This window comes from Lysobacter silvisoli, from assembly GCF_003382365.1.
Taxonomy (GTDB): domain Bacteria; phylum Pseudomonadota; class Gammaproteobacteria; order Xanthomonadales; family Xanthomonadaceae; genus Lysobacter; species Lysobacter silvisoli.
The window spans coordinates 1602266-1624811 of the sequence record NZ_QTSU01000001.1 but is presented as its reverse complement, the minus strand read 5'-3'; the positions used below and the strand labels follow the sequence as shown (position 1 = coordinate 1624811).

Genomic DNA, 22546 nt, shown 5'->3' with positions numbered 1-22546 from the left:
CGCCCCCGTGCACCGCAGCGCCGCCGTGGCCCGCGGAGCGGGACGGCGTGCGGCGGTGGGCATGGGGGCGGTCACTGGGTCTGTGCAGCCTTCAGTGCGTCTAGCACGGCCTGGGCATGGCCGGGCACTTTCACCGGCCGCCATGACTGGGCGATGACGCCCTTGGGATCGATCAGGAAGGTGCTGCGTTCGATGCCGATGTACTTGCGGCCGTACAGGCTCTTTTCCTTGATCACGCCGAAGGCGTTGCACAAGGCCTCGTCGCCGTCGCTGACCAGGTCGAACTTGAAGCCCTGCTTGGCGCAGAAGTTCTGGTGCGACTTGAGCGAGTCGCGCGACACGCCCAGCACGGTGGCGCCGAGCTTCTTGAACTTGGGCAGCAAGGCGTTGAAGTCCAGGCCTTCGGTGGTGCAGCCCGGGGTGCTGTCCTTGGGGTAGAAGTACAGCACCAGCCAGCCGCCGGCGTAGTCCTTCAATCGCGCGCTGACGCCGCTGGACAGCGCCAGGGGCAGGATGGAAACGGTCTTGTCTAGGCGGTCGCCGGTGTCGAGCATGCGCTTAAGCGTAATCCTCAGAACTTCATCGGGTCCATGATGGCGTCGAGATTCAGGTGATCGCAGAACTCCAGGAAATCGTCCCGCAGCGCGGCGATGTGCATGCTCGAGGGCACGCCGATGGTGACCTGGGCCGAGAACATGTCGGCGCCGGTCTGCATGGCGCGGTAGCGCGAGCAATGCAGGCTCTCGATGGTGATGCCTTGGCGGTCGAAGAAGTCGGCCAGCTGGAACAGGATGCCGGGCTTGTCCGCGGCGACCACTTCGACGATGTAGGGCAGCAGGTTGGACTGCACCTGCTTGGGGCCGGTGCGGTACCACACCAGCTTCAGGCCTTCCTCGCGTTCCAGGCGGGTCAGCATGGCTTCCAGCTTGGCCACCGCGTCCCAGGAACCCACCGCCAGCGCGGTCACCGACACGTCGCGGCCCACCGTGGACAGGCGCGCGTCGACCAGATTGCAGCCCGAATCGGCGATCCGGCGCGTCACCGACAGCAGCGGCGACTCCGGATGCGTCGTATAGGCGTTGATCAGGAGGTGGTTTTCGTTCGGCGACGGCCGGGCAGCGGAATCGGTCAAGGCGGCGCCTGCAAGGGGAGCGTGTGGCTTACGATACTGAACGGCGGCCCGCGCACGGGCTGCGGCTGGCAGCCAGCATACTTGCCCGCGCTTTCGGCCCGCAAGTAACATCGCCGGCGGTATTATCGACCGTTGGCGGCGCACCGTGCCGCCGCTCACACAGCGCTACGCGCGAAGGCCCAACTTGCGACTTTCCGGCAGCATCACCGCGCTGGCCACGCCGTTCGACGCGGCCGGCGAACTCGATCTGGACGCCTGGCATGCCCTGCTGGACGCCCAGCTCGCGGGCGGCACCCAGGCCGTGGTCGTCGCCGGTTCCACCGGCGAGGCCGCGGCCTTGCACGAACCCGAATACGAAACCCTGCTGCGCACCGCGGTGGAGCGGGTGGCCGGGCGCGTGCCGGTGCTGGCCGGCACCGGCCTGTCCAACACCGCCAAGAACCTGGAACTCAACCGCCGCGTGGCCGCCCTCGGCGCCGACGCCGCGCTGGTGGTCACGCCGCCCTACGTGCGGCCCACCCAGGCCGGCCTGGTCGCGCATTACCGCGCGCTGGCCGACGATGGCGCGCTGCCGATCGTGCTCTACAACGTGCCCGGCCGCACCGGCTGCGACCTGCTGCCGGAGACCGTGGCGCAACTGGCCGGGCATCCGCGCATCGTCGGCATCAAGGAAGCGCGCAGCGAGGCCGAGCGCATGACCGCGCTGCTGGCGCTGCGCGACGACGGCTTCGCCGTGCTCAGCGGCGACGATCCCACCGCCTGCCGCGCCATGCTGGCCGGCGCCGACGGCGTGGTGTCGGTGGCGTCCAATGTGGTGCCGGCCGCGTTCGCGCGCCTGGCCGAGCTGGCCCGCGGCGGCCGCCGCGACGAGGCCCAGGCCTGGGACGCGCAGCTGGCGCCGCTGTACGACTTCCTGGGCGTGGAGTCCAACCCGATACCGGTGAAGGCGGTGCTGGCGCTGCAAGGCGTCGGCCACGGCCTGCGCCTGCCGCTGACGCCCTTGTCGGCGCAACACCGCAACGCAGCCGCCAGCGCCCACGCGCTGTCGCGCCAACTCGAACACGATTGCCGCGCCGCGCGCGCGGCCTGAACCCCGCAGGAGAGCCACCCATGCGTCGTACTGTTTCCGTTTCCCGCGTCGCCGTCGGCGCGCTGTTGATCGGCCTGGTCGCCACCGCCGGCTGCAGCTGGTTCCGCAAGGGCACCAACCCCTTGTACGCCGAAAGCGCCGAGAAGCGCCCGCTGGAAGTGCCGCCGGACCTGGACCGTCCGCGCACCGACGGCGCCATGGCCATTCCCAGCGGCTCGGTCACCGCCTCCGAGCGCACTCCGGTGGCGGCCGCCGCCACCGCTTCGGCGATCGGCTTCTCCGCCGCCGGCTCGCGCGATGAGGTCTTCGCCAAGGTCGGCGAGGCCCTGGCCAAGGTCGAGGGTCTGACCGTCGCCAGCCGCGCGCAGCTGCTGGGCGCCTACGACGTGAACTACGAAGGCGCCAACTTCCTGGTCCGCGTCAGCGCGGTCGATGCCGGCGCCTACGTTTCGGCGGTGGACCCGCGCGGTCTGCCGGCCACCGGCGCGCCGCCGGTCAAGCTGATCGGCGCGCTGAAGGAAGCGCTGGGCGGCAAGTAAGCCGCGGCGATCGCCGGATAGCGAAACGGGCGCCGCGAGGCGCCCGTTTTGTTTGCCGGCCTGCTTTGGCGAAGCCGCAGTCGTCGTTCCTGCGAACGCGGGAGCCCAGGGCTTTATCGGGGCATGACGCTGAAGTCTCTGGATCCCCGCTCTGTGGGGATGACGGGCAAAAGCCTTTAGCCGTCGTTCCCGCGAAGGCGGGAACCCAGGGCTGCATCCAGGTGTGACTTTGAGGTCTTTGGATCGCGGCCTAAGCGGCAATGGCGATCACGGCCGCGCTGTCGGCCGCGCGCGCTGCTGCGCGCCCCGAAACCGCTCAGCGCTCCAGCAAATCGATCTTGCCGGTCTTGCCTTCCCACTCCTTGGAGTCGGGCAGGCCGTCCTTGCGCGTGGTGATCACCGGCCAGGCCTTGGCCAACTCGGCGTTGAGGGCGACGAAGGCCTCCTGGCCGGCGGGCACGTCGTCCTCGGGGTAGATCGCGTTGATCGGGCACTCCGGCTCGCACAGGGTGCAGTCGATGCACTCGTCCGGATCGATCACCAGGAAATTCGGGCCTTCGTGGAAACAGTCGACCGGGCACACCTCGACGCAGTCGGTGTACTTGCACTTGATGCAGTTCTCGGTGACGACGAAGGGCATGGAGGCGGCGTCCTGGCGTGGCAGTTGGGTGTGGCGGCGCTAGTGTAGCCATAGCGGCGGGGCGAACCTAGCGCGGCGCGGGCGCCGCGGCGCAGTTGCGAGCGACTCTCATCGCCGCGCCGCGTCCGGCGCCGCAAACGAAAAACCCGCGCATCGCTGCACGGGTCGTTCGTGGCGAAAACCGCGGCAGAACCGCGGTTTTCATCGTGTTTGGCGCTCCCTACGAGATTCGAACTCGTGTTTTAGCCTTGAGAGGGCCACGTCCTAGGCCTCTAGACGAAGGGAGCGGGTAAAACCGGGTAAAACCCCGCATCCGACTCTCAACCGGATGTGGCCTGCTAGTATAGGGGGCTGAATAGCGCTCGGCAACCGGCTTCAGACCGGCCGCCGTTCATCCAAACCACGCGATCCCGCCGCCCCGCGGCAGCGATCCTTACATTGCGGCAGCGACCGCCAGATGCCCGAAAACGTGCACAACGGCCACGGTTCCACCGACTCCTCCCATGCCGGCCATGCCGGCCATGCCGGCGGCGTGCAGCCCACGCTGCGGACGATCCCGCGCGAGCAGCACAACGTCTCGCGCAAGGAAATCAGCCCCAACGCCCTGCGCGTGCTGTACCGGCTGCGCGATGCGGGCTTCGGCGGCTATCTGGTCGGCGGCGCGGTGCGCGACATCCTGGTCGGCGGCCATCCCAAGGATTTCGACGTCGCCACCGACGCGACCCCGGAGCAGGTCAAGAGCCTGTTCCGCAACTGCCGCCTGATCGGCCGCCGCTTCCGCCTGGCCCACGTGGTCTACGGCCGCGAGATCATCGAGGTCGCCACCTTCCGCGCCAACAGCGACGACGGCAGCGGCGACCGCGAAACCGACAACGGCGGCCGGCTGGTGCGCGATAACGTCTACGGCAGCATCGAGGACGACGCGGTGCGTCGCGACTTCACCGCCAACGCGCTGTACTACGCGGTCGAAGACTTCTCGGTGCGCGACTACGTCGGCGGCTTCGAGGACGTGCAGAACCGGTTGATGCGCCTGATCGGCGATCCGGAAACGCGTTACCGCGAAGACCCGGTGCGCATGCTGCGCGCGGTGCGCCTGGCGGCCAAGCTGGGCTTCGAGATCGAAAGCGGCACCGCCGCGCCGATTCCGGCGCTGGCGCCGCTGCTGCGCGAAGCCGCGCCGGCGCGTTTGTTCGAGGAATGCCTGAAGCTGTTCCTGTCCGGCCATGCCGTGCAGAGCTTCCTGGGCCTGGAGCGCTACGGCCTGCTGCCGGCGCTGCTGCCCGAAACCGCCGCCGCGCTCGCGTCCAACCGCAGCGGCGCGCTGCGGCGCATGCTGCTGGAAGGCCTGAAGGGCACCGATACCCGCGTGGCCAACGACGAGCCGGTCTCGCCGGCGTTCCTGTTCGCCATGCTGCTGTGGCCGGCCTACTGCCGCGCGCTGATGGCGCTGCAGGCGCAGGGCGTGCACGCGGTGGAAGCGCAGCGCCGCGCCGCCGACCGGGTCACCGTGCACCAGCTCGAAACCATCGCCCTGCCGCGGCGCTTCTCGCTGCCGATGCAGGAGATCTGGCTGCTGCAGACGCGCTTCTCGCAGCGCCAGCGCAAGCGCGTGTTCCGCCTGCTCTCGCACCCGCGCTTCCGCGCCGCCTACGACTTCCTCAACCTGCGCCTGGCCGCGTCCGACGAGCACGCCGCCGACGTCGCGTTCTGGCGCGACGCCCAGGCCAAGTCCGGCGACGAGCTGGCCGCGCAGCTGGAATCGCAGCCGGCGCAGGCCACGGGCGAGGAGGGCGCCGGTCCGCGCAAGCGCCGCCGCCGCCGTCGCCACGGCGGCCACGAGGCTCCGGCCGCGCACGACGGCGAATGAGCCGCGGCGACACCGCCTGCGTCGGCCTGGGCAGCAACCTGGGCGACAGCGCGGCAGCGATCCGCGCCGCCTTCGTCGCGCTGGCGCAACTGCCGCGCACGCGCCTGCTGCGCGCGTCCTCGCTGTACCGCACCCCGGCCTGGGGCGTGACCGCGCAGCCGGACTTCGTCAACGCCGCCGCGCTGCTGCACACCGAACTGGAACCGCTGGCGCTGCTGCAGGCGCTGCTGGCGATCGAGCGCGCCGCCGGGCGCGAGCGCCGACAGGACGGCCGCGACCGCTGGGGCCCGCGCACTCTGGACCTGGACCTGCTGCTGTACGGCCGCCGGCGCATCGACCTGCCGGGCCTGCACGTGCCGCATCCGCACCTGCACGAGCGCGCGTTCGCGCTGCTGCCGCTGCTGGAGATCGACCCCGAGGCCGACATCCCCGGCATCGGTCCGGCGCGGCGGGCGCTGGCCGCGCTCGACAGCGGCGACATACAAACGCTGGCTTAAGCGGTAAGTTATAGGGCTACCCCCGCGAACGTCCGGCACCGCGCCGGGCGAGATTCCCGACCATGTACACCTCGGCGCCCACGCAAGCCTCACGCCCCAAGGCCTGGACCGTGCCCATGCTGGCCGATGCCAAGCGCGACGGCCGCCGCCTGGTCATGCTGACCTGCTACGACGCCGGCTTTGCCCGCACCATGGACGCCGCCGGCATCGACCTGGTGCTGATCGGCGACTCATTGGGCATGGTGGTGCAGGGCCACAACAGCACCTTGCCGGTGAGCGTGAGCGACGTGGCCTACCACACCGCCTGCGTCGCCCGCGGCCTGTCGCAGGCGCTGCTGGTGGCCGACCTGCCGTTCCAGTCCGACGCGACGCCCGAGCGCGCGCTGGAAGCGTCCACCGCGCTGCTGCAGGCGGGCGCGGCGATGGTCAAGCTGGAAGGCGCGGGGCACAAGCTTGAGGTGATCCGCTTCCTGGTGGAACGCGAGATCCCGGTCTGCGCGCACCTGGGCCTGACCCCGCAGTCGGTGCTGCGCCTGGGCGGCTACAAGGTGCAGGGCCGCGACGAGGCCGCCGCCGCGCGCCTGCGCGAGGACGCGCGCGCGGTGCAGGACGCCGGCGCCGCGCTGCTGGTGCTGGAGTGCGTGCCCACCCCGGTGGCCGCCGCGATCACCGCCGACCTGCGCATTCCCACCATCGGCATCGGCGCCGGCCCGCAGTGCGACGGCCAGGTGCTGGTGCTGCACGACCTGCTGGGCGTGAACTCCGGCCACCGCCGGCCCAAGTTCGTCAAGGACTTCCTGGCCGAAGGCGGTTCCATCGACGGCGCGTTCCAGGCCTATGCCGCCGCCGTGCGCGAAGGCCGCTTCCCCGACGAGGCGCATTCCTACGCCAGCTGAGCGCCGCGCCCGCGGCGCGGCTGGGCTATCGTGGCGCGCCTTCGATCCCCTTTCCCGAATTCCGAGTTACGCATGCTGACCGTCGACGACCTGTCCCAGCTGCGCGCCACCCTGGACGGCTGGCGCCGCCAGGGCCTGCGCATCGCCTTCGTGCCGACCATGGGCAACCTGCACGCCGGCCACCATTCGCTGGTGCGGCTGGCGCGCGAGCGCGCCGACCGCGTGGTGGTCAGCGTGTTCGTCAACCCGACCCAGTTCGGTCCCAACGAGGACTACGGCCGCTACCCGCGCACGCCCGAGGCCGACGCCGCCGGCCTGGCCACGGCCGGCGCCGATCTGATGTGGCTGCCCTCGGTGGAGACCATGTATCCCCACGGCGCTGAGGCCACGGTCAAGGTCAGCGTGCCGCAGGTGACCGAAGGCTTGGAGGGCGCGCACCGCCCCGGCCATTTCGACGGCGTGGCCACGGTGGTCGCGCGCCTGTTCAATCAGGTCGGCCCCGACGTGGCGGTGTTCGGCCGCAAGGACTACCAGCAGCTGGCGGTGATCCGCTACCTGGTGCGCGACCTGGCCTTCCCGCTGGAGATCGTGGCCGGCGACACCCTGCGCGAGGCCGACGGCCTGGCGATGAGCTCGCGCAACCAATACCTGTCCTCCGAGGAGCGCCCGCGCGCGGCCGAGATCCACCGCTGCCTGCAGTGGATGCGCCAGGCGCTGCAGGCCGGCCATCCGCGCGAGGCGGTCGAGGCCGAAGCCGCGCAGCGGCTGGAAACGGCCGGCTTCGTCGTCGACTACGCCGCGATCCGCCGCCCCGACCTGGGCCTGCCCGAGACAGGCCCCGCCGACGGGGGCCGCGTGGCTCTCATCGCCGCCCGCCTGGGCCGCACGCGCCTGATCGACAACCTCGAATTCGGCGCCTGAACCGGCGCCGGCGGGCGCCGCGCTGAACACGCCTCGCTGAACACGCCTCGCTGAAGCCGGAATGCACCGTCCCGGCGGCGGGGTGGGGCGCCCATGTTGCAGCGCGCCATGCGCTGCTAGACTTCGGCCTTTCGCGCCCGCGCGTCCGCGGACGGAGTACAGAACATGCAACTGAACCTGCTCAAGGCCAAGATCCACCGCGCCACGGTCACCCACGCCGAGCTGCACTACGAAGGCTCCTGCGCCATCGACGGCCGCCTGCTCGACATCTCGGGCATCCGCGAGTACGAACAGGTCCACATCTACAACGTCAACAACGGCCAGCGCTTCGTCACCTACGCCATCCGCGGCGAAGAGGGCAGCGGCGTGATCTCGGTCAACGGCGCCGCCGCGCACCGCGCGCAGCCCGGCGACCTGGTCATCATCTGCGCCTACGGCATCTGCGACGAGGCCGAGGCGGTCAAGTTCAAGCCGACCCTGGTCTACGTGGACCGCCACAACCAGCTGACCCACACCAACACCTCGATGCCGGCCCAGGCCGCCTGAGAATCCTGCCGAATGAGCGAAGACGCCCGACCGAGTCCGCCACGCGCTGAAGTCGGGCGCGTCCTCCCCTCACCGCTGGCCGAACTGGTCGCCGCCGATCCGGCCCGCGCTCAGGATTTCGCCCTGCGGGTCGGCCCGCTCTACGCCAACTTCGCCCGCCAGCGCTACGACCGCGCGGCGCTGGAGGGGCTGTTCGCCGCCGCCGAATCGGCCGGCGCCGTCGCCCGCCTGCAGGCGCTGTTCGACGGCGAGATCGTCAACGTCACCGAAGGCCGCCCGGCGCTGCATACCGCGCTGCGCGGCGATTACTCATCCAGTTCCGTGGCGCACCAGGCCCATGCCCAGGCGCTGCAGGCGCGTGCGCGCATGCGCGAGATCGTGGCCGCGCTGGAAGCCAGCGACGTCACCGACATCGTCAGCGTCGGCATCGGCGGCTCGGACCTGGGCCCGCGCCTGGCCGCCGACGCGCTCAGCGGCGCCGCGCCGGGCCGTTTCCGCGTGCACTTCCTGTCCAACGTCGACGGCCACGCCGCCCTGCGCATCCTGGCCGGCCTGGACCCGGCGCGCACCGCGGCGCTGCTGATCTCCAAGACCTTCGGCACCCAGGAAACCCTGCTCAACGGCGCCGTGGTGCGCGACTGGCTGGGCGCGCACGCCGCCGACCGCCTGTACGCGATCAGCGCCAATCTCGAGCGGCCCGCGGCCGCGTTCGGCATTCCGCCCGAGCGCATCCTGCCGATGTGGGACTGGGTCGGCGGCCGCTACTCGCTGTGGTCGGCGGTGGGCCTGCCGATCGCGCTGGCGATCGGCATGGACCGCTTCGAGGAATTCCTGGCCGGCGCGGCCGAGATCGACGCGCACGTGCTGCGCACGCCGCTGCGGCAGAACCTGGCCGCCTGGCACGCCGCCACGGCGGTGTGGAACCGCAACGTGCTCGGCTACGCCACCCAAGCCGTGCTCGCCTACGACGACCGCCTCAAGCTGCTGTCGAACTATCTGCAGCAGTTGGTGATGGAAAGCCTGGGCAAGTCCGCGCGACTGGACGGTAGCGCGGTCGAAGCCGACACCGTGCCGGTGTGGTGGGGCGGGGTGGGCACCGATACCCAGCACAGCTTTTTCCAGGCCCTGCATCAGGGCACCTCGATCGTGCCAGGCGATTTCATCGGCGTGGTCCGCCGCGACGCGCCCTATGCCGACAACCACCGCGCGCTGCACGCCAACCTGCTGGCGCAGACCGAAGCCTTCGCCAACGGCCAGGCCAGCGACGACCCGCACCGCGCTTACGCCGGCGGCCGGCCGAGCACGACGATCCTGCTCGACGCGCTGACCCCGCGCTCGTTGGGCGCGCTGCTGGCCTTGTACGAACACAGCGTGTATCTGCAGTCGGTGTACTGGGGCATCAACGCCTTCGATCAGTTCGGCGTGGAGCTGGGCAAGCAGGTCGCCAGCAAGCTGCTGCCGGCGCTGGCCGGCGAGGTGGAGGCGGACGATCCGGTGACGCGGGAGTTGATCGCGCAGTTGCGCGGCTGAGCCGGTCCGCTCCCGCTCGTGGGTAGGAGCGGCGTCAGCCGCGACCGCGAATCCCGCCTGCGACACACCTCACGATCGTCCCTGTAGGAGCTGCGCAAGCTGCGACCGCGAACCCGCACCAGCGCCGTAACCCCTGTTACCTCTTCTTCCGCCCTTGCTTATCTTCCCCCTTTGTTGAGGGGGATTGAGGGGGATTTGCTCTTGCCTTCAAGCAACAGCAACAGCTTCCGTCCGCAAGCGGCCGGGTCACTTTCTTTTGATAAGCGTCAAAAGAAAGTCACCAAAGAAAAACGCTGCCCCAGAGCTCCCGTGCGAGAGCGGAGCGGGCGCCGGGATTTTCCGATCGGGCCTCCTGCCCGAGCGGAAAACGGCGCACGTCCTGTGCGCCGCCCTACGGGTCTTCTGTTGAGACGGCGAGTTCGGTGCCCGAGCGAGGATCAAGAGCATTCGCGCTTTGCGCTCATCCCCTCACCCTAGCCCTCTCCCGCAAGCGGGAGAGGGGATGCATTCGACGCTGCTTCTGATTTAGCCCCTCTCCCGCTTGCGGGAGAGGGGTTGGGGTGAGGGCACGCGCAGCGACACGTTCGCCTCGCCACCGCTTTCACCTCACACCATGCCGCGCCAACGCCCACTCCACATGCTCGCGCACCACCGCGCTCGGGTGGTCCCTCCGCGAGCGCAGCGCGGCCAGCGTTTCCTCGCTGCCAGGCGCATTGCCCAGCGCCACCGCGATATTGCGCAGCCAGCGTTCATGGCCGCTGCGGCGGATCGCCGAGCCTTCGGTGCGCTGCAGGAATTCGTCCTCGCTCCAGGCGAACAGCTGCGCCAGCGTCGCCCGGTCCAGATCGTTGCGTGCGCGGAAGTCGGGCTCGTCGCTGCGCTTGGCGAACTTGTTCCAGGGGCAGACCAGCTGGCAGTCGTCGCAACCGAAGATGCGGTTGCCGATGGCCGGGCGCAGTTCCTCGGGAATCGCGCCTTCGTGTTCGATGGTGAGGTAGGCGATGCAGCGCCGCGCGTCCAGGCGGTGCGGGGCGACGATGGCCTGGGTCGGGCAGATGTCGATGCAGCGCGTGCAGGTGCCGCAGTGCGCGCTGGCGGGCGCGTCGATGGGCAGCGGCAGGTCGACGTAGATTTCGCCCAGGAAGAACCAGGAGCCGCCGTCCTTGTCGATCAGGCAGGTGTGCTTGCCGATCCAGCCCAGGCCGGCGTTGCGCGCCAGCGCGCGCTCCAGCACCGGCGCGGAGTCCACGAACACACGGTGGCCGAACGGCCCCACCGCCTCGGCGATGCGGTCGGCCAGGCGCTGCAGGCGCTGCCGCATCAGCTTGTGGTAGTCGCGGCCCAGAGCGTAGCGGGCGACATAGGCGCGGTCGCCGTCGGCCAGAGTCGCCCAGGCGTCCTCGTCGTCGTTGCGACCGTAGTCCAGGCCCACCGAGATCACCCGCAGGGTGCCGGGGATCAGTGCCTGCGGCCGCGCGCGCAGCTCGCCATGGCGGGCCATCCAGTCCATCGAGCCGTACAGCCCCTGAGCCAGCCAGTCGCGCAGGTAGTCCTCGTCCGGCCCCAGCTCGATGCCGGCGACGCCGCAGCGCTGGAAACCCAGCTCGCGCGCCAGCGCGCGGATGCGCAGGCCCAGCGCCGCGTAGTCGGGCGCGGTGGCGGTATCGGGGCTGGCAGGCTGCGGGCTCACGGTGCGGCAAGTATAGAATCCGGCGATGCCCACGGCCGCATTCCCCTCCGATTCCGCCCTCTACGACGCCGCAGCGCTGCGCGCCGCCGAAGCGCGCGCGGCGCAGCAGCTGGGCGATGCGTTCGAATTGATGCGCCGCGCGGGCGCCGCCGCCTGGCGCGAACTGCTGCGGCGCTGGCCGCAGGCGCAGCGCATCGTGGTGGTCTGCGGGCCCGGCAACAATGGTGGCGATGGCTATGTGCTGGCGATGCATGCGCGATTGGCCGGCCGCACGGCGCAGGTGTTGCGCCTGCCCGCGCATGCGCCGCGTAGCGACTTGGCGCGCCGCGCAGCGCAGGAATACGCAGCGGCGGGCGGCCCGATCTCGGAGCACGCAGGCGCGCCTTGGCAGGCCGACGTGGTGGTGGACGCGTTGTTCGGCATCGGCCTGTCGCGCGCACCCGACGCCGATGCGGCGCTCCTGATCGAGGCGATCAACACGCAGTCGGCACCGGTGCTCGCCTTGGACGTGCCCAGCGGCGTGGATGCCGATGGCGGTGCCGCGTATGCGCCTGCGGTCGTCGCCACAGCCACGCTGGAATTCATCGCCCGCAAAAGCGGCTTGCGCACGGGCGCGGCCTTGGATCACGTAGGCGAAATCGCACTGGCCGATCTGCAACTCGACGGCGATGCGTTCGATCGATCGCCGCGCGCGCGCCTGCTCCACGCCGGCGATCTGGGTCGCTGGTTGGCGCCGCGCGCGCGCAACAGCCACAAGGGTCGCAACGGCCGCGTGCTGTGCATCGGCGGCGATTACGGCAGTGGCGGAGCGATCGTGCTGTGCGCGCACTCGGCGCTGCGCAGCGGTGCCGGTCTGGTCGAGGCGATTACCCAAGCCGAACACGTTGCGCCCTTGCTGGCGCGGTTGCCCGAAGCGATGCCACGGGCGGCGGGCAACGCGGCGGATGTGCAGGATGCGCTGGCGCGCGCCGATGCCGTCGCGCTCGGCCCCGGACTGGGTCAAGGCGAATGGGGCAGGGCGATGTACGCCGCCGCCATCGAGGCGGCGCGGCCGCTGCTGCTCGACGCCGATGCCTTGAATCTGCTCGCGCAGCAGCCGCGCCGACTGCGCGGCGATAGCGTGCTCACGCCGCACCCCGGCGAAGCCGCGCGCCTGCTGGGCACCGACACCGCGCAAGTGCAGGCCGACCGCTATGCCGCTGTGCGGGCCTTGTGCGACCGCTACGGTTGCGTGGTGGTGCTCAAAGGCGCCGGCACGCTGGTGGCGTCGCCGCAAGATCCCGTCGTCGTCATCGCCGCCGGCAATCCCGGCATGGCCGTGGGCGGCATGGGCGACGTGCTCAGCGGTACGATCGCCGCACTGCGCGCACAAGGACTGGAGGCTTACGATGCGGCGGCATGCGGCGCCTTGCTGCACTCCGCCGCCGGCGACGCCGCAGCGCAAGAAGGCGGCGAGCGCGGCTTGCTGCCCAGCGATCTGATGCCGTGGTTGCGGCGTTTGGCCAATCCGCAGGAGAACCATCGATGACTGCCGCGCACGAACCGATCGCGTTGACGCTGCGCGACGCCGACGCGACCGACGCTTTGGGCGCCGCGCTCGCGCGCACGCGCCCGGCGCAAGCGGTGGTGCACCTCAGCGGCGATCTGGGCGCCGGCAAATCCACCCTCGCGCGTGCGCTGTTGCGCGCGCTGGGCGTGCAAGGCGCGATCCGCAGCCCGACCTACACCCTGGTCGAACGCTATCCCTTGAGCGCCGGCGGCGAGGCCTGGCACCTGGACCTGTACCGCATCGGCGATGCCGGCGAGCTGGAATTCCTGGGCCTGGACGGCGACGAGGCCGTGCTGTGGCTGATCGAATGGCCCGACCGCGGCGGCGGCGCCCTGCCGGCCGCGGACCTGCGGGTGGAACTGGCCGTGGACGGGGAGGGGCGCTCGGCCCGCCTGCTGGGGGCCTCGGCGGCGGGCTTGGCTTGGGCCCGGGCGGCTGGCCGGGAGCTTGCGGCGGACTTGTGAACGAAACCCTAGGAAGTGTCGGCAGGTGCCGGATTCCTAAGGAAAAAGTGCTTGCAATTCCTCGGCGCCGGTGCTTTATTACCGACCATGCGCGTCAAGGCCGTCACCGTTCAGAAATTCCTGCTCGGCCTGGCCCTGTTGGCCGCGCTGGCGTGGAACCTTGCCCATGCCAGCGAAATCAAAGGCTTGCAGCTCGGCACCGGCGCCACCGGCACGCGCGCCGAGATCGCCCTGGATCGCGGCACCGAATTCAAGCTCATTTCGCTCAAGGGCCCCGACCGCCTGGCCGTGGACCTGCCTGCGTCCAGCCTGGCCAAGGGCCTGCGCCTGCCGGCCGGTGCCGGCATCGTCAAGTCGGTGCGTACCGGCCAGCCCGCGCCGGGCACCGTGCGCGTGGTGTTCGACCTGGCCCAGCCCGTGGCCGCGCTGAAGCCGCGCATCGAGACCGCCGCCGACGGCGCGCGCCTGGTGCTGGAATGGCCGGGCGACGGCGAGCCGGCCTCGCAGGCCGTTGCCGCCAACCCCCAAGCTCCTGCGGCGCAGACGCCGGCTGCCAACGCCGTGCCGCCGCCGGCCGCGTCCGGCGCGACCACCGCGAACGTGGTGTCGGAAACGCGCGGCGTCGATCAGGCCGCCGCTTCGGCCGCCGCGACCACGCGCCTGATTTCGGAACTGGCAGCGCGTAGCGCTGCCGCGCCGGCGAACACGCCGTCTACCGCCGCTCCTGGCGCTACCGCACCCTCGGTGGCCACGGTGACGAACAACACCGCACCGCCGGTGCAAACCACCATCGCCACCGGCGTGCCCACCCGCATCGCCACCGGCGTACCCACGCCGATGCCGGGCGCCGCCACCGTGCCGCCGCCGCCGGCGATGGCCGAGGCCACGCCGCCCGACGCGGTCAAGACCATGAAGGACGTGATGCGCGGCCGCGGCATGCGTCCGCTGATCATCGCCATCGACGCCGGTCACGGCGGCCAGGACCCCGGCGCGATCGGCCAGGCCGGCAAGCGCGAGAAGGACGTGACCCTGGCGATCGCGCGCGAGCTCGCGCGCCAGATCAACGCCACGCCCGGTCTCAAGGCCTACCTGACCCGCGACAGCGACGTGTTCATTCCGCTGCCGCGCCGCGCCCAGCTGGCGCGCCAGGCCAAGGCCGACATGTTCGTGTCGATCCACGCCGACGCGGCCGAAAACCGCGCGGCCAAGGGCTCCTCGGTCTACGTGCTCTCGCTCAAGGGCGCGTCCTCGCAGCGCGCGCGCTGGCTGGCCGACAAGGAAAACGCCTCCGACCTGGTCGGCGGCGTGCGCCTGCAGGAAGCCGACAACACCCTGACCTCGGTGCTGCTGGACCTGACCCAGAGCGGCCACATGAAGGCCTCCGAAGATGCCGCCAGCCACGTGCTGGATGGCCTCAAGCGCGTGGGCTACAACCACAAGCCGCGGATCGAACGCGCCAACTTCGCGGTGCTGCGCACCTCGGACATGCCGGCCATGCTGGTCGAGACCGCCTTCATCTCCAACCCGGAAGAAGAGCGCCGCCTGACCGACCCCGCCCACCAGCGCGCGCTGGCGCGCGCGGTGCTGGACGGCGTCAACACCTACTTCACCCGCCAGCCGCCGCCGGGCACCCTGTACGCCGCGCGCGCCCAGGCGCCGCCCACCGCCGCCCTGGTCGGCGCCGGCGGCGGCAGTCCCTAAGCCTTCCGCCGCCCCGCGCGGCGGCGATGCGAGACTGCGACACAGAATCGCAAACTGCGGATCGCGGAGGCCGTGGGGCAGCGGCTATGATCGTCGGGTATCAGGCGCCACTGCGCCGCCGCGACCGATCCGTCCCCCGTGCCCATCCGCCAGCTCCCCGACACCCTCATCAACCAGATCGCCGCAGGCGAGGTCGTGGAACGGCCCGCGTCGGTGGTCAAGGAACTGGTGGAGAACGCGCTCGACGCCGGTGCCACCCGCGTCGACATCGACCTGGAAGAGGGCGGCGCGCGGCTGATCCGCATCCGCGACGACGGCGCCGGCATCGCCGCCGAGGAGCTGCCGCTGGCGGTGTCGCGTCATGCCACCAGCAAGATCGCCTCGCTGGACGATCTGGAGGGCGTGGCCACCCTGGGCTTCCGCGGCGAGGCCTTGCCCTCGATCGCTTCGGTCAGCCGCTTCGCCCTGATCTCGCGCCGCAACGGCGCCGAGCATGGCGCCGCGCTGGAGATCGACGGCGGACGCCTCGGCGAGGTAGCGCCCAAGCCGCACCCGCAGGGCACCACGGTGGAAGTGCGCGACCTGTTCTTCAACGTGCCCGCGCGGCGCAAGTTCCTCAAGGCCGAGCGCACGGAGCTCAGCCACATCGAGGAATGGCTGCGCCAGCTGGCCCTGGCGCGCCCCGATGTGGAGCTGCGCGTCTCGCACAACGGCAAGGCCTCGCGGCGCTGGAAAGGCGAGGGCGATCTGCTCTCGGACGTGCGCATCAACGAGACCCTGGGCGAGGAGTTCGCGCGCAACGCGCTGCGCGTGGATCACAGCGGCGCCGGCCTGCGTTTGCACGGCTGGATCGCGCAGCCGGCCTACAACCGCGCCAGCGCCGATCAGCAGTACCTCTACGTCAACGGCCGCGCGGTGCGCGACCGCAGCATCGCCCATGCGGTCAAGCAGGCCTATGCCGACGTGCTGTTCCACGGCCGCCAGCCGGCCTACGTGCTGTTCCTGGAGCTGGATCCGCGCCGGGTCGACGTCAACGTGCATCCGGCCAAGCACGAGGTGCGCTTCCGCGATTCGCGCCTGATCCACGACTTCGTCTACCGCACCTTGCACGACGCGCTGGCCGAAACCCGCGCCGGCAGCGCCGTGGGCGTGGCCGATGCGCAACCGGCTTACGACCCCGCGCAGGCCGCGCGGCCGGACTACAACTGGCGCGTGCCCACGCGTCCGCTGGGCCTGCAGGTTGAGGAGACCCGCGCCGGCTACGCCGCGCTGTACGGCGCGCCGCGCGCCGAGCTCGCCTACGGTGCACCCGCGCCCGCGGGCGAGGCCTACGCGCCGCCGGCGGGCCTGGACGGCCCGGCGCCGCACCCGGCGCTGCCACACAGCGACGACGCCAGCCTGCCGCCGCTGGGCTACGCCATCGCCCAGTTGCACGGCATCTACGTGCTGGCCGAAACCGCCGACGGCCTGATCGTGATCGACATGCACGCCGCGCACGAGCGCATCGGCTACGAAAAGCTCAAGCACGCCCACGACGGCGAGGGCCTGCGCACCCAGCCCTTGCTGGTGCCGGCCGCGCTGGCGGTGTCCGAGCGCGAGGCCGACGTGGCCGAACGCGAGGCGCCGACCCTGGCCGCGCTGGGTTTCGACGTGACCCGCAGCGGCCCGCAGTCGCTGACCCTGCGCAGCGTGCCCGCGCTGCTTGCCCACGGCGACGTGGAAGCGCTGCTGCGCGACGTGCTGGCTGACCTGCGCGAGCACGGCGAATCGCGGCGCGTGGCCGCTGCGCGCGACGAACTGCTGGCGACCATGGCCTGCCACGGCGCGGTGCGCGCCAACCGCCGCCTGACCCTGCCCGAAATGAACGCGCTGCTGCGCGAAATGGAAGCGACCGAGCGTTCCGGCCAATGCAATCACGGCCGGCCGACCTGGGCGCGCTTCAGCCTGTCCGAAATCGACCGCTGGTTCCTGCGAGGACGTTGAGCATGCGACTGCCGTACCCCTGGCTGCCGAAAGCGCCGCACCTGCTGTTTCCCATCGCCCTGGTCCTGGCGCTGTCGGCCTGCGGCGGCGGGCGTTCCGAAAGCGACCTGGATGCCGCCGATGCCGGCGACAGCGCCAGCACCGAGGCCGAAGCCAAGCCCTCGGCCGCGACCAGCGCCGCCTTCGTCGGCGAGCAGCAGGTCTGGCGCGACCAGCGCAAGGCCAACCTGACCAAGCCCGACGGCTGGTCCAGCCTGATCGGCCTGCACTGGCTGGACCCGGGCCCGCATTACTTCGGCAGCGACCGCGACAACGGCATCCGCCTGACCATGGGCCCCGGCCACTTCGGCATGATCGATCTGAAGAAAAACGGCAGCGTGCGTTTCGTCCCCGAGAACGGCAGCGCGCTGACCCTGGACGACCAACCGCTGAAGGGCGCGGCCACGCTGCGCACCGACGCCGATCCCGCCGGCCCCAGCAAGCTGGGCTTCGACGAGGGCAAGGGCATCCTGACCGTGATCAAGCGCGGCGACCGCTACGCCCTGCGCGTGCGCCACGCCGACGCGCCCACCCGCACCGGCTTCAAGGACATCCCGTACTGGCAGGCCGACGCGGGCTGGGTGGTGGACAGCAAGTTCGTCGCCCATCCGCCGGGCAAGACCATCGCCATCGCCAACATCGTCGGCACCACCGAGCAGGTGCCCAACCCGGGCTACGTCGAGTTCGAGCGCGACGGCAAGAGCTATCGCATCGAAGCCCTGGACGAGGGCGGCGACAGCCTGTTCCTGGTGTTCGCCGACCGCACCAACGGCCACGGCAGCTACGGCGCGGGCCGCTTCCTGGACGCGCCCAAGCCCGGCATCGGCGGCCGCGTGCCGCTGGACTTCAACAAGGCCTACAACCCGCCGTGCGCGTTCACCGCCTTCGCCACCTGCCCGTTGCCGCCGGCGGAAAATCGCCTGGATCTGGCGATCACCGCGGGCGAAAAGGCCTACGCTGCGCATTGAGCCTGTAGCATCGTGATTCCGCGCGCGCCCGCGATGGGCGCGCCTCCATTCGCCAGGACCGACCGCATGTTGCTCCGACCCTTCCTCGTCCGCGCGCTGCCGCCGGTCCTGCTCGCCGGCGCGCTGTCGCTGGCCACCGCTTCGGCTCAGGACGTCAAGCCCGCCGCCAAGCCCGTCACCGCGCCTGCGTCCGCGACCGCGGCGAAGGCGCCGCCGGTGCCGCTGCTGTGGAAGGTGTCCGACGCGGACAACGCGATCTACGTGCTGGGGTCGTTCCACCTGCTCAAGAGCGACGACTACCCGCTCTCGCCCGACATCGACGCGGCCTTCGCCGCCGCCGACAAGCTGGTGTTCGAAGTGCCGCCGGAGCAGATGAACGATCCGGGCGCCGCGCCCAAGTTCCTGGCCGCGGCCGGCTACAGCGACGGCCGCAAGCTGAGCCAGGTGCTGCCCGGCGAGCTGCACGAAAAGCTCTCGCGCCTGATGGGCAAGCAGGGCGTGCCGGTATCGGCGCTGGACAACTACGAACCCTGGTTCGTGAACCTGTCGCTGTTCCTGGGCGTGGCCCAGGCCATGGGCTTCAGCCCGCAGCAGGGCCTGGACCTGCACCTGATGAAGCGCGCCGCCGAAGCCGGCAAGCCCACCGGCGGCCTGGAAACCATGGACGCGCAGCTGGCGGTGCTGGACGGCTCGCCGATGGCCGAGCAGGTCGCGGGCCTGGACGATTTCCTCAGCCGTCCGGAGCAGATGCCCGGCATGGTCGCCGACATGCACAACGCCTGGCGCGACGGCGACACGGCCAAGCTCGACGCGCTGACCGGCGCCGAGATGCGGACCAAGGCGCCGCAGACCTATCGCATCGTCAACGTCGAGCGCAACGACGCCTGGTTGCCGCAGCTGCAGAAGATGCTGGACCAGTCCAAGCGCGGCGACGACACCCTGGTGGTGGTGGGCGCGCTGCACCTGCTCGGCAACGACGGCCTGGTCGAAAAGCTGCGCGCCAAGGGCTACAAGATCGAGCGCCTGTGCTCGGCCTGCGCGCCGGGTACCGCCGACGTGATGCCTGCCGCACCTGCACCGGCGCAGCCGGCCGCCACCGGCAGCGCGGCGCGCTGAGCCAGCTGTAACCGAAGAGCAAATCCCCCTCAATCCCCCTTTTTCAAAGGGGGAAGCTCGGTACTTCATTGCCCAGGGTAGGAGCGGCGCAAGCCGCGACCGCGCCGCTACCACGGCCGGCGCCGGTCTCGATTCGAGTCGTCGCTCACACCATCGCCGCTCTCAACCGGCCGCAGCCACCAGCACGATGCAATCCACCGGACACGCCGGCACGCACAGCTCGCAGCCGGTACACAGCGGTTCGATCACCGTATGCATGTGCTTGGACGCGCCGACGATCGCGTCCACCGGGCAGGCCTGGATGCACTTGGTGCAACCAATGCAATCGGCCTCCACCACCAGCGCCACCTGCGCCGGCTTGTGCTCGCCGCGCGTGCGATCGTAGGGCTGCGCCGGCACGCCGAGCAGGCGCGCCAACGCGCGCGCGCCGGCATCGCCGCCGGGCGGGCAATGGTCGATGCCTGCTTCGCCGCGCGCCATCGCTTCCGCGTACGGCCGGCAGCCGGCGTAACCGCACTGGCCGCATTGGGTCTGCGGCAGCAGGCGATCCAGCCGCTCGACCAGGTCGGCGGCGGTATCGGATGCGGACAGGGGCGTGGACATGGCTGCGGCCGCGGGGCCGTGGCTGGGCCGCTTACTTGACCGGCATGCCCGGCTGCGCGCCGTTGTCGGCGTCGAGCAGGAACAGGCCGGCGCCGTCGAAGCCGGCCGACAGGATCATGCCTTCGCTCACGCCGAAGCGCATCTTGCGCGGCGCCAGGTTGGCGATGAACACCACGCTGCGACCGACCAGCGTTTCCGGCTCGCCGTAGGAGCCGCGGATGCCGGAGAAGATCTGGCGCTGGCCCAGCTCGCCCGCGTCCAACTGGAAGCGCAGCAGCTTGTCCGAGCCGTCGACGAATTCGCAGGCCAGCACCTTGCCCACGCGCAGGTCGAGCTTGGCGAAATCGTCGATGCCGATGGTGGCTGTGGCCGGAGCGGCGGCAGCGGGGGCGGGCGCAGCAGCAGGCGCGGCGGCGACCGGCGCAGCGGCAGCGGTGTCGGCGGGCTTCAGCGATTCCTTGGAGGCTTCGATCATGGTGTCGATGTGCTTGGGGTCGATACGGGTGAACAAGGGCGCGTAAGCCTGGATGCGCTGCGCCAGCAGCGGCGCGTCCAGATCGCTCCACAGCGCGACCGGCGCGGCCAGGAAGGCCTCGGCCTGGCCGGCCACGCGCGGCAGCACCGGCTTGAGCGCGGCGGCGAGCACGCGGAACAGGTTGAGGCCCTGCGTGCACACCGCCTGCAGCGTGGCCTCGGCGCCGTCCTGCTTGGCCAGCACCCAGGGCTTGTGCTCGTCGATGTACTTGTTGGCCTCGTCGGCCAGCGCCATGGTCAGGCGCAGCGCGGTCGCGGCCTCGTTGCGTTCGTAAGCCTGGGCGATCGGCGCCAGCTGCTCGACGAAGCGCGCGTACATGGCGGCATCGGGCAGGGCATCGGCCAGCGCGCCGTCGAAGCGCTTTTCGATGAAGCCGGCGCAGCGGCTGGCCAGGTTGACGAACTTGCCCACCAGGTCCGAGTTCACGCGTGCGACGAAGTCGGCCAGGTTCAGGTCCACGTCGTCCACGCCGCCGCCGGTCTTGGTGGCGTAGTAGTAGCGCAGCGCCTCCGGATCCAGGCCCACGTCCAGATAGGTGCGCGCCTGGATGAAGGTGCCGCGCGACTTGGACATCTTCTCGCCGTTGACCATCAGATAGCCGTTCACGTGCAGCCGGGTCGGCGCGCGGAAACCGGCGCCCTGCAGCACCGCCGGCCAGAACAGGCCGTGGAAGGTCACGATGTCCTTGCCGATGAAGTGGTGCAGCTCGGCCTGGCTGTCGCGGGTCAGGTAGGACCAGAAATCCAGGCCCTCGCGCTCGCACAGCGCCTGGAAGCTGCTCAGGTAGCCGATCGGCGCATCCAGCCACACGTACAGGTATTTGCCGGGATGGCCGGGAATCTGGAAGCCGAAGTAGGGCGCGTCGCGCGAGATGTCCCAGGCGCGCAGGCCGCCCTCGGCGTCCAGCCACTCCTGCAGCTTGGCCTTGACCCCGGGAATGGCCACGTCGCCGGCCAGCCACTCGCGCAAGAAGGCCTCGAAGCCGCCGACCTCGAAGAAGAAGTGCTCGGACTCGCGCAGTTCCGGCGTGGCGCCGCTGACCACCGAACGCGGTTCCTTGAGCTCGGTGGGCGCATAGGTGGCGCCGCAGTTCTCGCAGTTGTCGCCGTACTGGTCCGGGGTGCCGCAGTTCGGGCAGATGCCCTTGACGTAACGATCGGGCAGGAACATGCCCTTGACCGGGTCGTACAACTGCGCCACCGAACGCCGGGCGATATGCCCGTTGTTGTCCAGCTTGGTGTAGATCGCCTCGGTCAGCGTGCGGTTGCGCGCCGAGTTGGTCGAATCGTAATGGTCGAAGGCCACGCCGAAATCGGCGAAGTCGCGCTCGTGGCTGGCCTGGATGCCGGCGATGAAGGCCTCCGGCGTGACCCCGGCCTTTTCCGCTGCCAGCATGATCGGCGTGCCATGGGTGTCGTCTGCGCATACGTACCAGGCGCGGTGGCCGGACATGCGCTGCGCGCGGCACCAGATATCGGCTTGGGTATAGCCGACCAGATGGCCGAGGTGCAGGTGCCCATTGGCGTAGGGCAGGGCGCAGGAAACGACGAGCTCGCGGGACATGGCAGGCGGTGCGGTGGGAGACCTGGAATTATGGCACGCGTCGGCCACCACCCCCCTGGCCCGCGCCCGCCCTGGCCTTCTGTGGGAGCGGCGTGAGCCGCGATTTACCTCACAATTGGCTGCTATTTCAGGCGCCCAAAAACGAAACGACCCGGCCGAAGCCGGGTCGCCCGATCACGCGATGGCGCGCCGCTTACTGCTGGCGCACCCAGGTCTGGGTACGCCCCAGCAGCGAGAAGCCCATGAAGCCGCGCACGTCCAGCTTCTTGCCGCCGTCCACCGGCGTGACCTTGACCGAGTACATCTTGCCGGTGGCCGGGTCCAGAATCTTGCCGTCTTCCCAGCTGCCGCCGTTCTTGCGCACGCCCCACAGGATCACCATGCCCTCGACCGGCTTGTTCTTGCGGTCGCCCGAGCACTTGTCGCAGACCGGGTTGGGGCCGCGGTCGGACTGCAGCACCTTGGTGACGCGGCCGGCCAGGCTGCCGTCCTTCGCCTCGTAGATCTCGACGATGGACTTGGGCTTCTGGGTCTTGTCGTCGATCGTGGTCCAGGTGCCGACCGGCGTGTTCTGAGCGAACGCCGACAACGGCAGCGCGAGCAGCAGCAATGCGAGCAGTTTGGTACGCATGTTCCCCTCCCAGGGATAAGCATGGCTTGGGCCGCGCGGCGTTCCG

Annotated in this window: 21 protein-coding genes and 1 tRNA gene; 14 read left to right on the top strand and 8 right to left on the bottom strand. The window is 70.6% G+C overall.

The features are described from left to right. Positions 1-71: 71 nt before the first annotated feature. Positions 72-554: a peroxiredoxin gene (locus DX914_RS07115; protein ID WP_115858307.1), complete on the bottom strand. Its 483-nt coding sequence runs from the start codon at positions 552-554 to the stop codon at positions 72-74. 17 nt (positions 555-571) lie between these two features. Next, positions 572-1132, bottom strand: a complete 561-nt coding sequence (locus tag DX914_RS07110) for a glycine cleavage system transcriptional repressor (protein ID WP_055899931.1) — start codon at positions 1130-1132, stop codon at positions 572-574. A gap of 184 nt (positions 1133-1316) precedes the next feature. Between DX914_RS07110 and dapA the strand changes: the two genes are divergently transcribed. Then, positions 1317-2222 (top strand): 4-hydroxy-tetrahydrodipicolinate synthase, encoded by a 906-nt coding sequence (dapA, locus tag DX914_RS07105; protein ID WP_115858306.1) that lies wholly within the window; start codon positions 1317-1319, stop codon positions 2220-2222. Positions 2223-2242: 20 nt separating this feature from the next. Further along, positions 2243-2761 carry a hypothetical protein gene (locus DX914_RS07100; RefSeq protein WP_115858305.1) on the top strand — a complete coding sequence of 173 codons (519 nt, stop codon included), beginning with the start codon at positions 2243-2245 and terminating at the stop codon, positions 2759-2761. A 316-nt stretch (positions 2762-3077) separates the two neighbouring features. Here DX914_RS07100 and fdxA read toward each other — a convergent pair whose 3' ends face one another. Both fdxA and DX914_RS07090 read right to left on the bottom strand, forming a co-directional pair. Further along, positions 3078-3401 carry a ferredoxin FdxA gene (gene fdxA, locus DX914_RS07095; RefSeq protein ID WP_115858304.1) on the bottom strand — a complete coding sequence of 108 codons (324 nt, stop codon included), beginning with the start codon at positions 3399-3401 and terminating at the stop codon, positions 3078-3080. Positions 3402-3612: 211 nt separating this feature from the next. After that, a tRNA-Glu gene (locus DX914_RS07090) sits at positions 3613-3688 on the bottom strand. Between the two features lie 245 nt (positions 3689-3933). Here DX914_RS07090 and pcnB point away from each other — a divergent pair. The 6 genes from pcnB to pgi all read left to right on the top strand — a co-directional run bounded on the left by pcnB (position 3934) and on the right by pgi (position 9658). Further along, positions 3934-5268 (top strand): polynucleotide adenylyltransferase PcnB, encoded by a 1335-nt coding sequence (gene pcnB, locus DX914_RS07085; protein ID WP_331250646.1) that lies wholly within the window; start codon positions 3934-3936, stop codon positions 5266-5268. After that, a complete protein-coding gene (gene folK, locus DX914_RS07080) occupies positions 5265-5765 on the top strand; it encodes a 2-amino-4-hydroxy-6-hydroxymethyldihydropteridine diphosphokinase (protein ID WP_115858302.1) in 501 nt (166 codons plus the stop codon). Before pcnB ends, folK begins: the two co-directional genes overlap by 4 nt. 62 nt (positions 5766-5827) lie before the next feature. Beyond that, positions 5828-6661 (top strand): 3-methyl-2-oxobutanoate hydroxymethyltransferase, encoded by an 834-nt coding sequence (gene panB / locus DX914_RS07075; protein WP_115858301.1) that lies wholly within the window; start codon positions 5828-5830, stop codon positions 6659-6661. 72 nt (positions 6662-6733) lie between these two features. Then, positions 6734-7582, top strand: a complete 849-nt coding sequence (gene panC / locus DX914_RS07070) for a pantoate--beta-alanine ligase (protein WP_115858300.1) — start codon at positions 6734-6736, stop codon at positions 7580-7582. 165 nt (positions 7583-7747) lie between these two features. Continuing rightward, complete coding sequence (gene panD, locus DX914_RS07065; protein ID WP_115858299.1) at positions 7748-8128, top strand: aspartate 1-decarboxylase; 381 nt, start codon at positions 7748-7750, stop codon at positions 8126-8128. A gap of 12 nt (positions 8129-8140) precedes the next feature. After that, positions 8141-9658, top strand: coding sequence for a glucose-6-phosphate isomerase (gene pgi, locus DX914_RS07060; RefSeq protein ID WP_115858298.1), 1518 nt, complete (start codon positions 8141-8143; stop codon positions 9656-9658). Between the two features lie 601 nt (positions 9659-10259). Here pgi and queG read toward each other — a convergent pair. Then, positions 10260-11348, bottom strand: coding sequence for a tRNA epoxyqueuosine(34) reductase QueG (gene queG, locus DX914_RS07055; RefSeq protein WP_425480657.1), 1089 nt, complete (start codon positions 11346-11348; stop codon positions 10260-10262). A gap of 25 nt (positions 11349-11373) precedes the next feature. Here queG and DX914_RS07050 point away from each other — a divergent pair, with 25 nt between their 5' ends. The 6 genes from DX914_RS07050 (at position 11374) to DX914_RS07025 (ending at position 19168) form a co-directional block, all read left to right on the top strand. Then, complete coding sequence (locus DX914_RS07050; protein WP_115858297.1) at positions 11374-12876, top strand: NAD(P)H-hydrate dehydratase; 1503 nt, start codon at positions 11374-11376, stop codon at positions 12874-12876. After that, positions 12873-13361, top strand: coding sequence for a tRNA (adenosine(37)-N6)-threonylcarbamoyltransferase complex ATPase subunit type 1 TsaE (tsaE, locus tag DX914_RS07045; RefSeq protein ID WP_115858296.1), 489 nt, complete (start codon positions 12873-12875; stop codon positions 13359-13361). The genes DX914_RS07050 and tsaE overlap by 4 nt, the downstream gene beginning before the upstream one ends. 87 nt (positions 13362-13448) lie before the next feature. Beyond that, on the top strand, positions 13449-15062 hold the full coding sequence (locus tag DX914_RS07040) for an N-acetylmuramoyl-L-alanine amidase (protein ID WP_115858295.1): 1614 nt from the start codon (positions 13449-13451) through the stop codon (positions 15060-15062). A gap of 138 nt (positions 15063-15200) precedes the next feature. After that, on the top strand, positions 15201-17045 hold the full coding sequence (gene mutL, locus DX914_RS07035; RefSeq protein WP_115858294.1) for a DNA mismatch repair endonuclease MutL: 1845 nt from the start codon (positions 15201-15203) through the stop codon (positions 17043-17045). A gap of 2 nt (positions 17046-17047) precedes the next feature. Next, positions 17048-18052 (top strand): DUF1684 domain-containing protein, encoded by a 1005-nt coding sequence (locus DX914_RS07030; protein ID WP_115858293.1) that lies wholly within the window; start codon positions 17048-17050, stop codon positions 18050-18052. A gap of 66 nt (positions 18053-18118) precedes the next feature. Beyond that, positions 18119-19168, top strand: a complete 1050-nt coding sequence (locus DX914_RS07025) for a TraB/GumN family protein (RefSeq protein WP_158549205.1) — start codon at positions 18119-18121, stop codon at positions 19166-19168. A 162-nt stretch (positions 19169-19330) separates the two neighbouring features. Here DX914_RS07025 and rnfB read toward each other — a convergent pair whose 3' ends face one another. The 3 genes from rnfB to DX914_RS07010 form a co-directional block, all read right to left on the bottom strand. Further along, a complete protein-coding gene (gene rnfB / locus DX914_RS07020; RefSeq protein ID WP_115858291.1) occupies positions 19331-19771 on the bottom strand; it encodes an Rnf electron transport complex subunit RnfB in 441 nt (146 codons plus the stop codon). Between the two features lie 31 nt (positions 19772-19802). Beyond that, complete coding sequence (gene metG / locus DX914_RS07015; RefSeq protein WP_115858290.1) at positions 19803-21869, bottom strand: methionine--tRNA ligase; 2067 nt, start codon at positions 21867-21869, stop codon at positions 19803-19805. Positions 21870-22062: 193 nt separating this feature from the next. Continuing rightward, positions 22063-22500, bottom strand: a complete 438-nt coding sequence (locus tag DX914_RS07010) for a DUF2147 domain-containing protein (protein ID WP_115858289.1) — start codon at positions 22498-22500, stop codon at positions 22063-22065. Positions 22501-22546 lie beyond the last annotated feature (46 nt).

Bases quoted from the DNA above. Each gene is read 5' to 3' on its own strand.
- DX914_RS07115 (WP_115858307.1), bottom strand. From the start codon at position 554: ATGCTCGACACCGGCGACCGCCTAGACAAGACCGTTTCCATCCTGCCC.
- DX914_RS07100 (WP_115858305.1), top strand. From the start codon at position 2,243: ATGCGTCGTACTGTTTCCGTTTCCCGCGTCGCCGTCGGCGCGCTGTTG.
- fdxA (WP_115858304.1), bottom strand. From the start codon at position 3,401: ATGCCCTTCGTCGTCACCGAGAACTGCATCAAGTGCAAGTACACCGAC.
- folK (WP_115858302.1), top strand. From the start codon at position 5,265: ATGAGCCGCGGCGACACCGCCTGCGTCGGCCTGGGCAGCAACCTGGGC.
- panB (WP_115858301.1), top strand. From the start codon at position 5,828: ATGTACACCTCGGCGCCCACGCAAGCCTCACGCCCCAAGGCCTGGACC.
- panC (WP_115858300.1), top strand. From the start codon at position 6,734: ATGCTGACCGTCGACGACCTGTCCCAGCTGCGCGCCACCCTGGACGGC.
- panD (WP_115858299.1), top strand. From the start codon at position 7,748: ATGCAACTGAACCTGCTCAAGGCCAAGATCCACCGCGCCACGGTCACC.
- pgi (WP_115858298.1), top strand. From the start codon at position 8,141: ATGAGCGAAGACGCCCGACCGAGTCCGCCACGCGCTGAAGTCGGGCGC.
- DX914_RS07050 (WP_115858297.1), top strand. From the start codon at position 11,374: ATGCCCACGGCCGCATTCCCCTCCGATTCCGCCCTCTACGACGCCGCA.
- tsaE (WP_115858296.1), top strand. From the start codon at position 12,873: ATGACTGCCGCGCACGAACCGATCGCGTTGACGCTGCGCGACGCCGAC.
- DX914_RS07040 (WP_115858295.1), top strand. From the start codon at position 13,449: ATGCGCGTCAAGGCCGTCACCGTTCAGAAATTCCTGCTCGGCCTGGCC.
- DX914_RS07030 (WP_115858293.1), top strand. From the start codon at position 17,048: ATGCGACTGCCGTACCCCTGGCTGCCGAAAGCGCCGCACCTGCTGTTT.
- DX914_RS07025 (WP_158549205.1), top strand. From the start codon at position 18,119: ATGTTGCTCCGACCCTTCCTCGTCCGCGCGCTGCCGCCGGTCCTGCTC.
- rnfB (WP_115858291.1), bottom strand. From the start codon at position 19,771: ATGTCCACGCCCCTGTCCGCATCCGATACCGCCGCCGACCTGGTCGAG.
- metG (WP_115858290.1), bottom strand. From the start codon at position 21,869: ATGTCCCGCGAGCTCGTCGTTTCCTGCGCCCTGCCCTACGCCAATGGG.
- DX914_RS07010 (WP_115858289.1), bottom strand. From the start codon at position 22,500: ATGCGTACCAAACTGCTCGCATTGCTGCTGCTCGCGCTGCCGTTGTCG.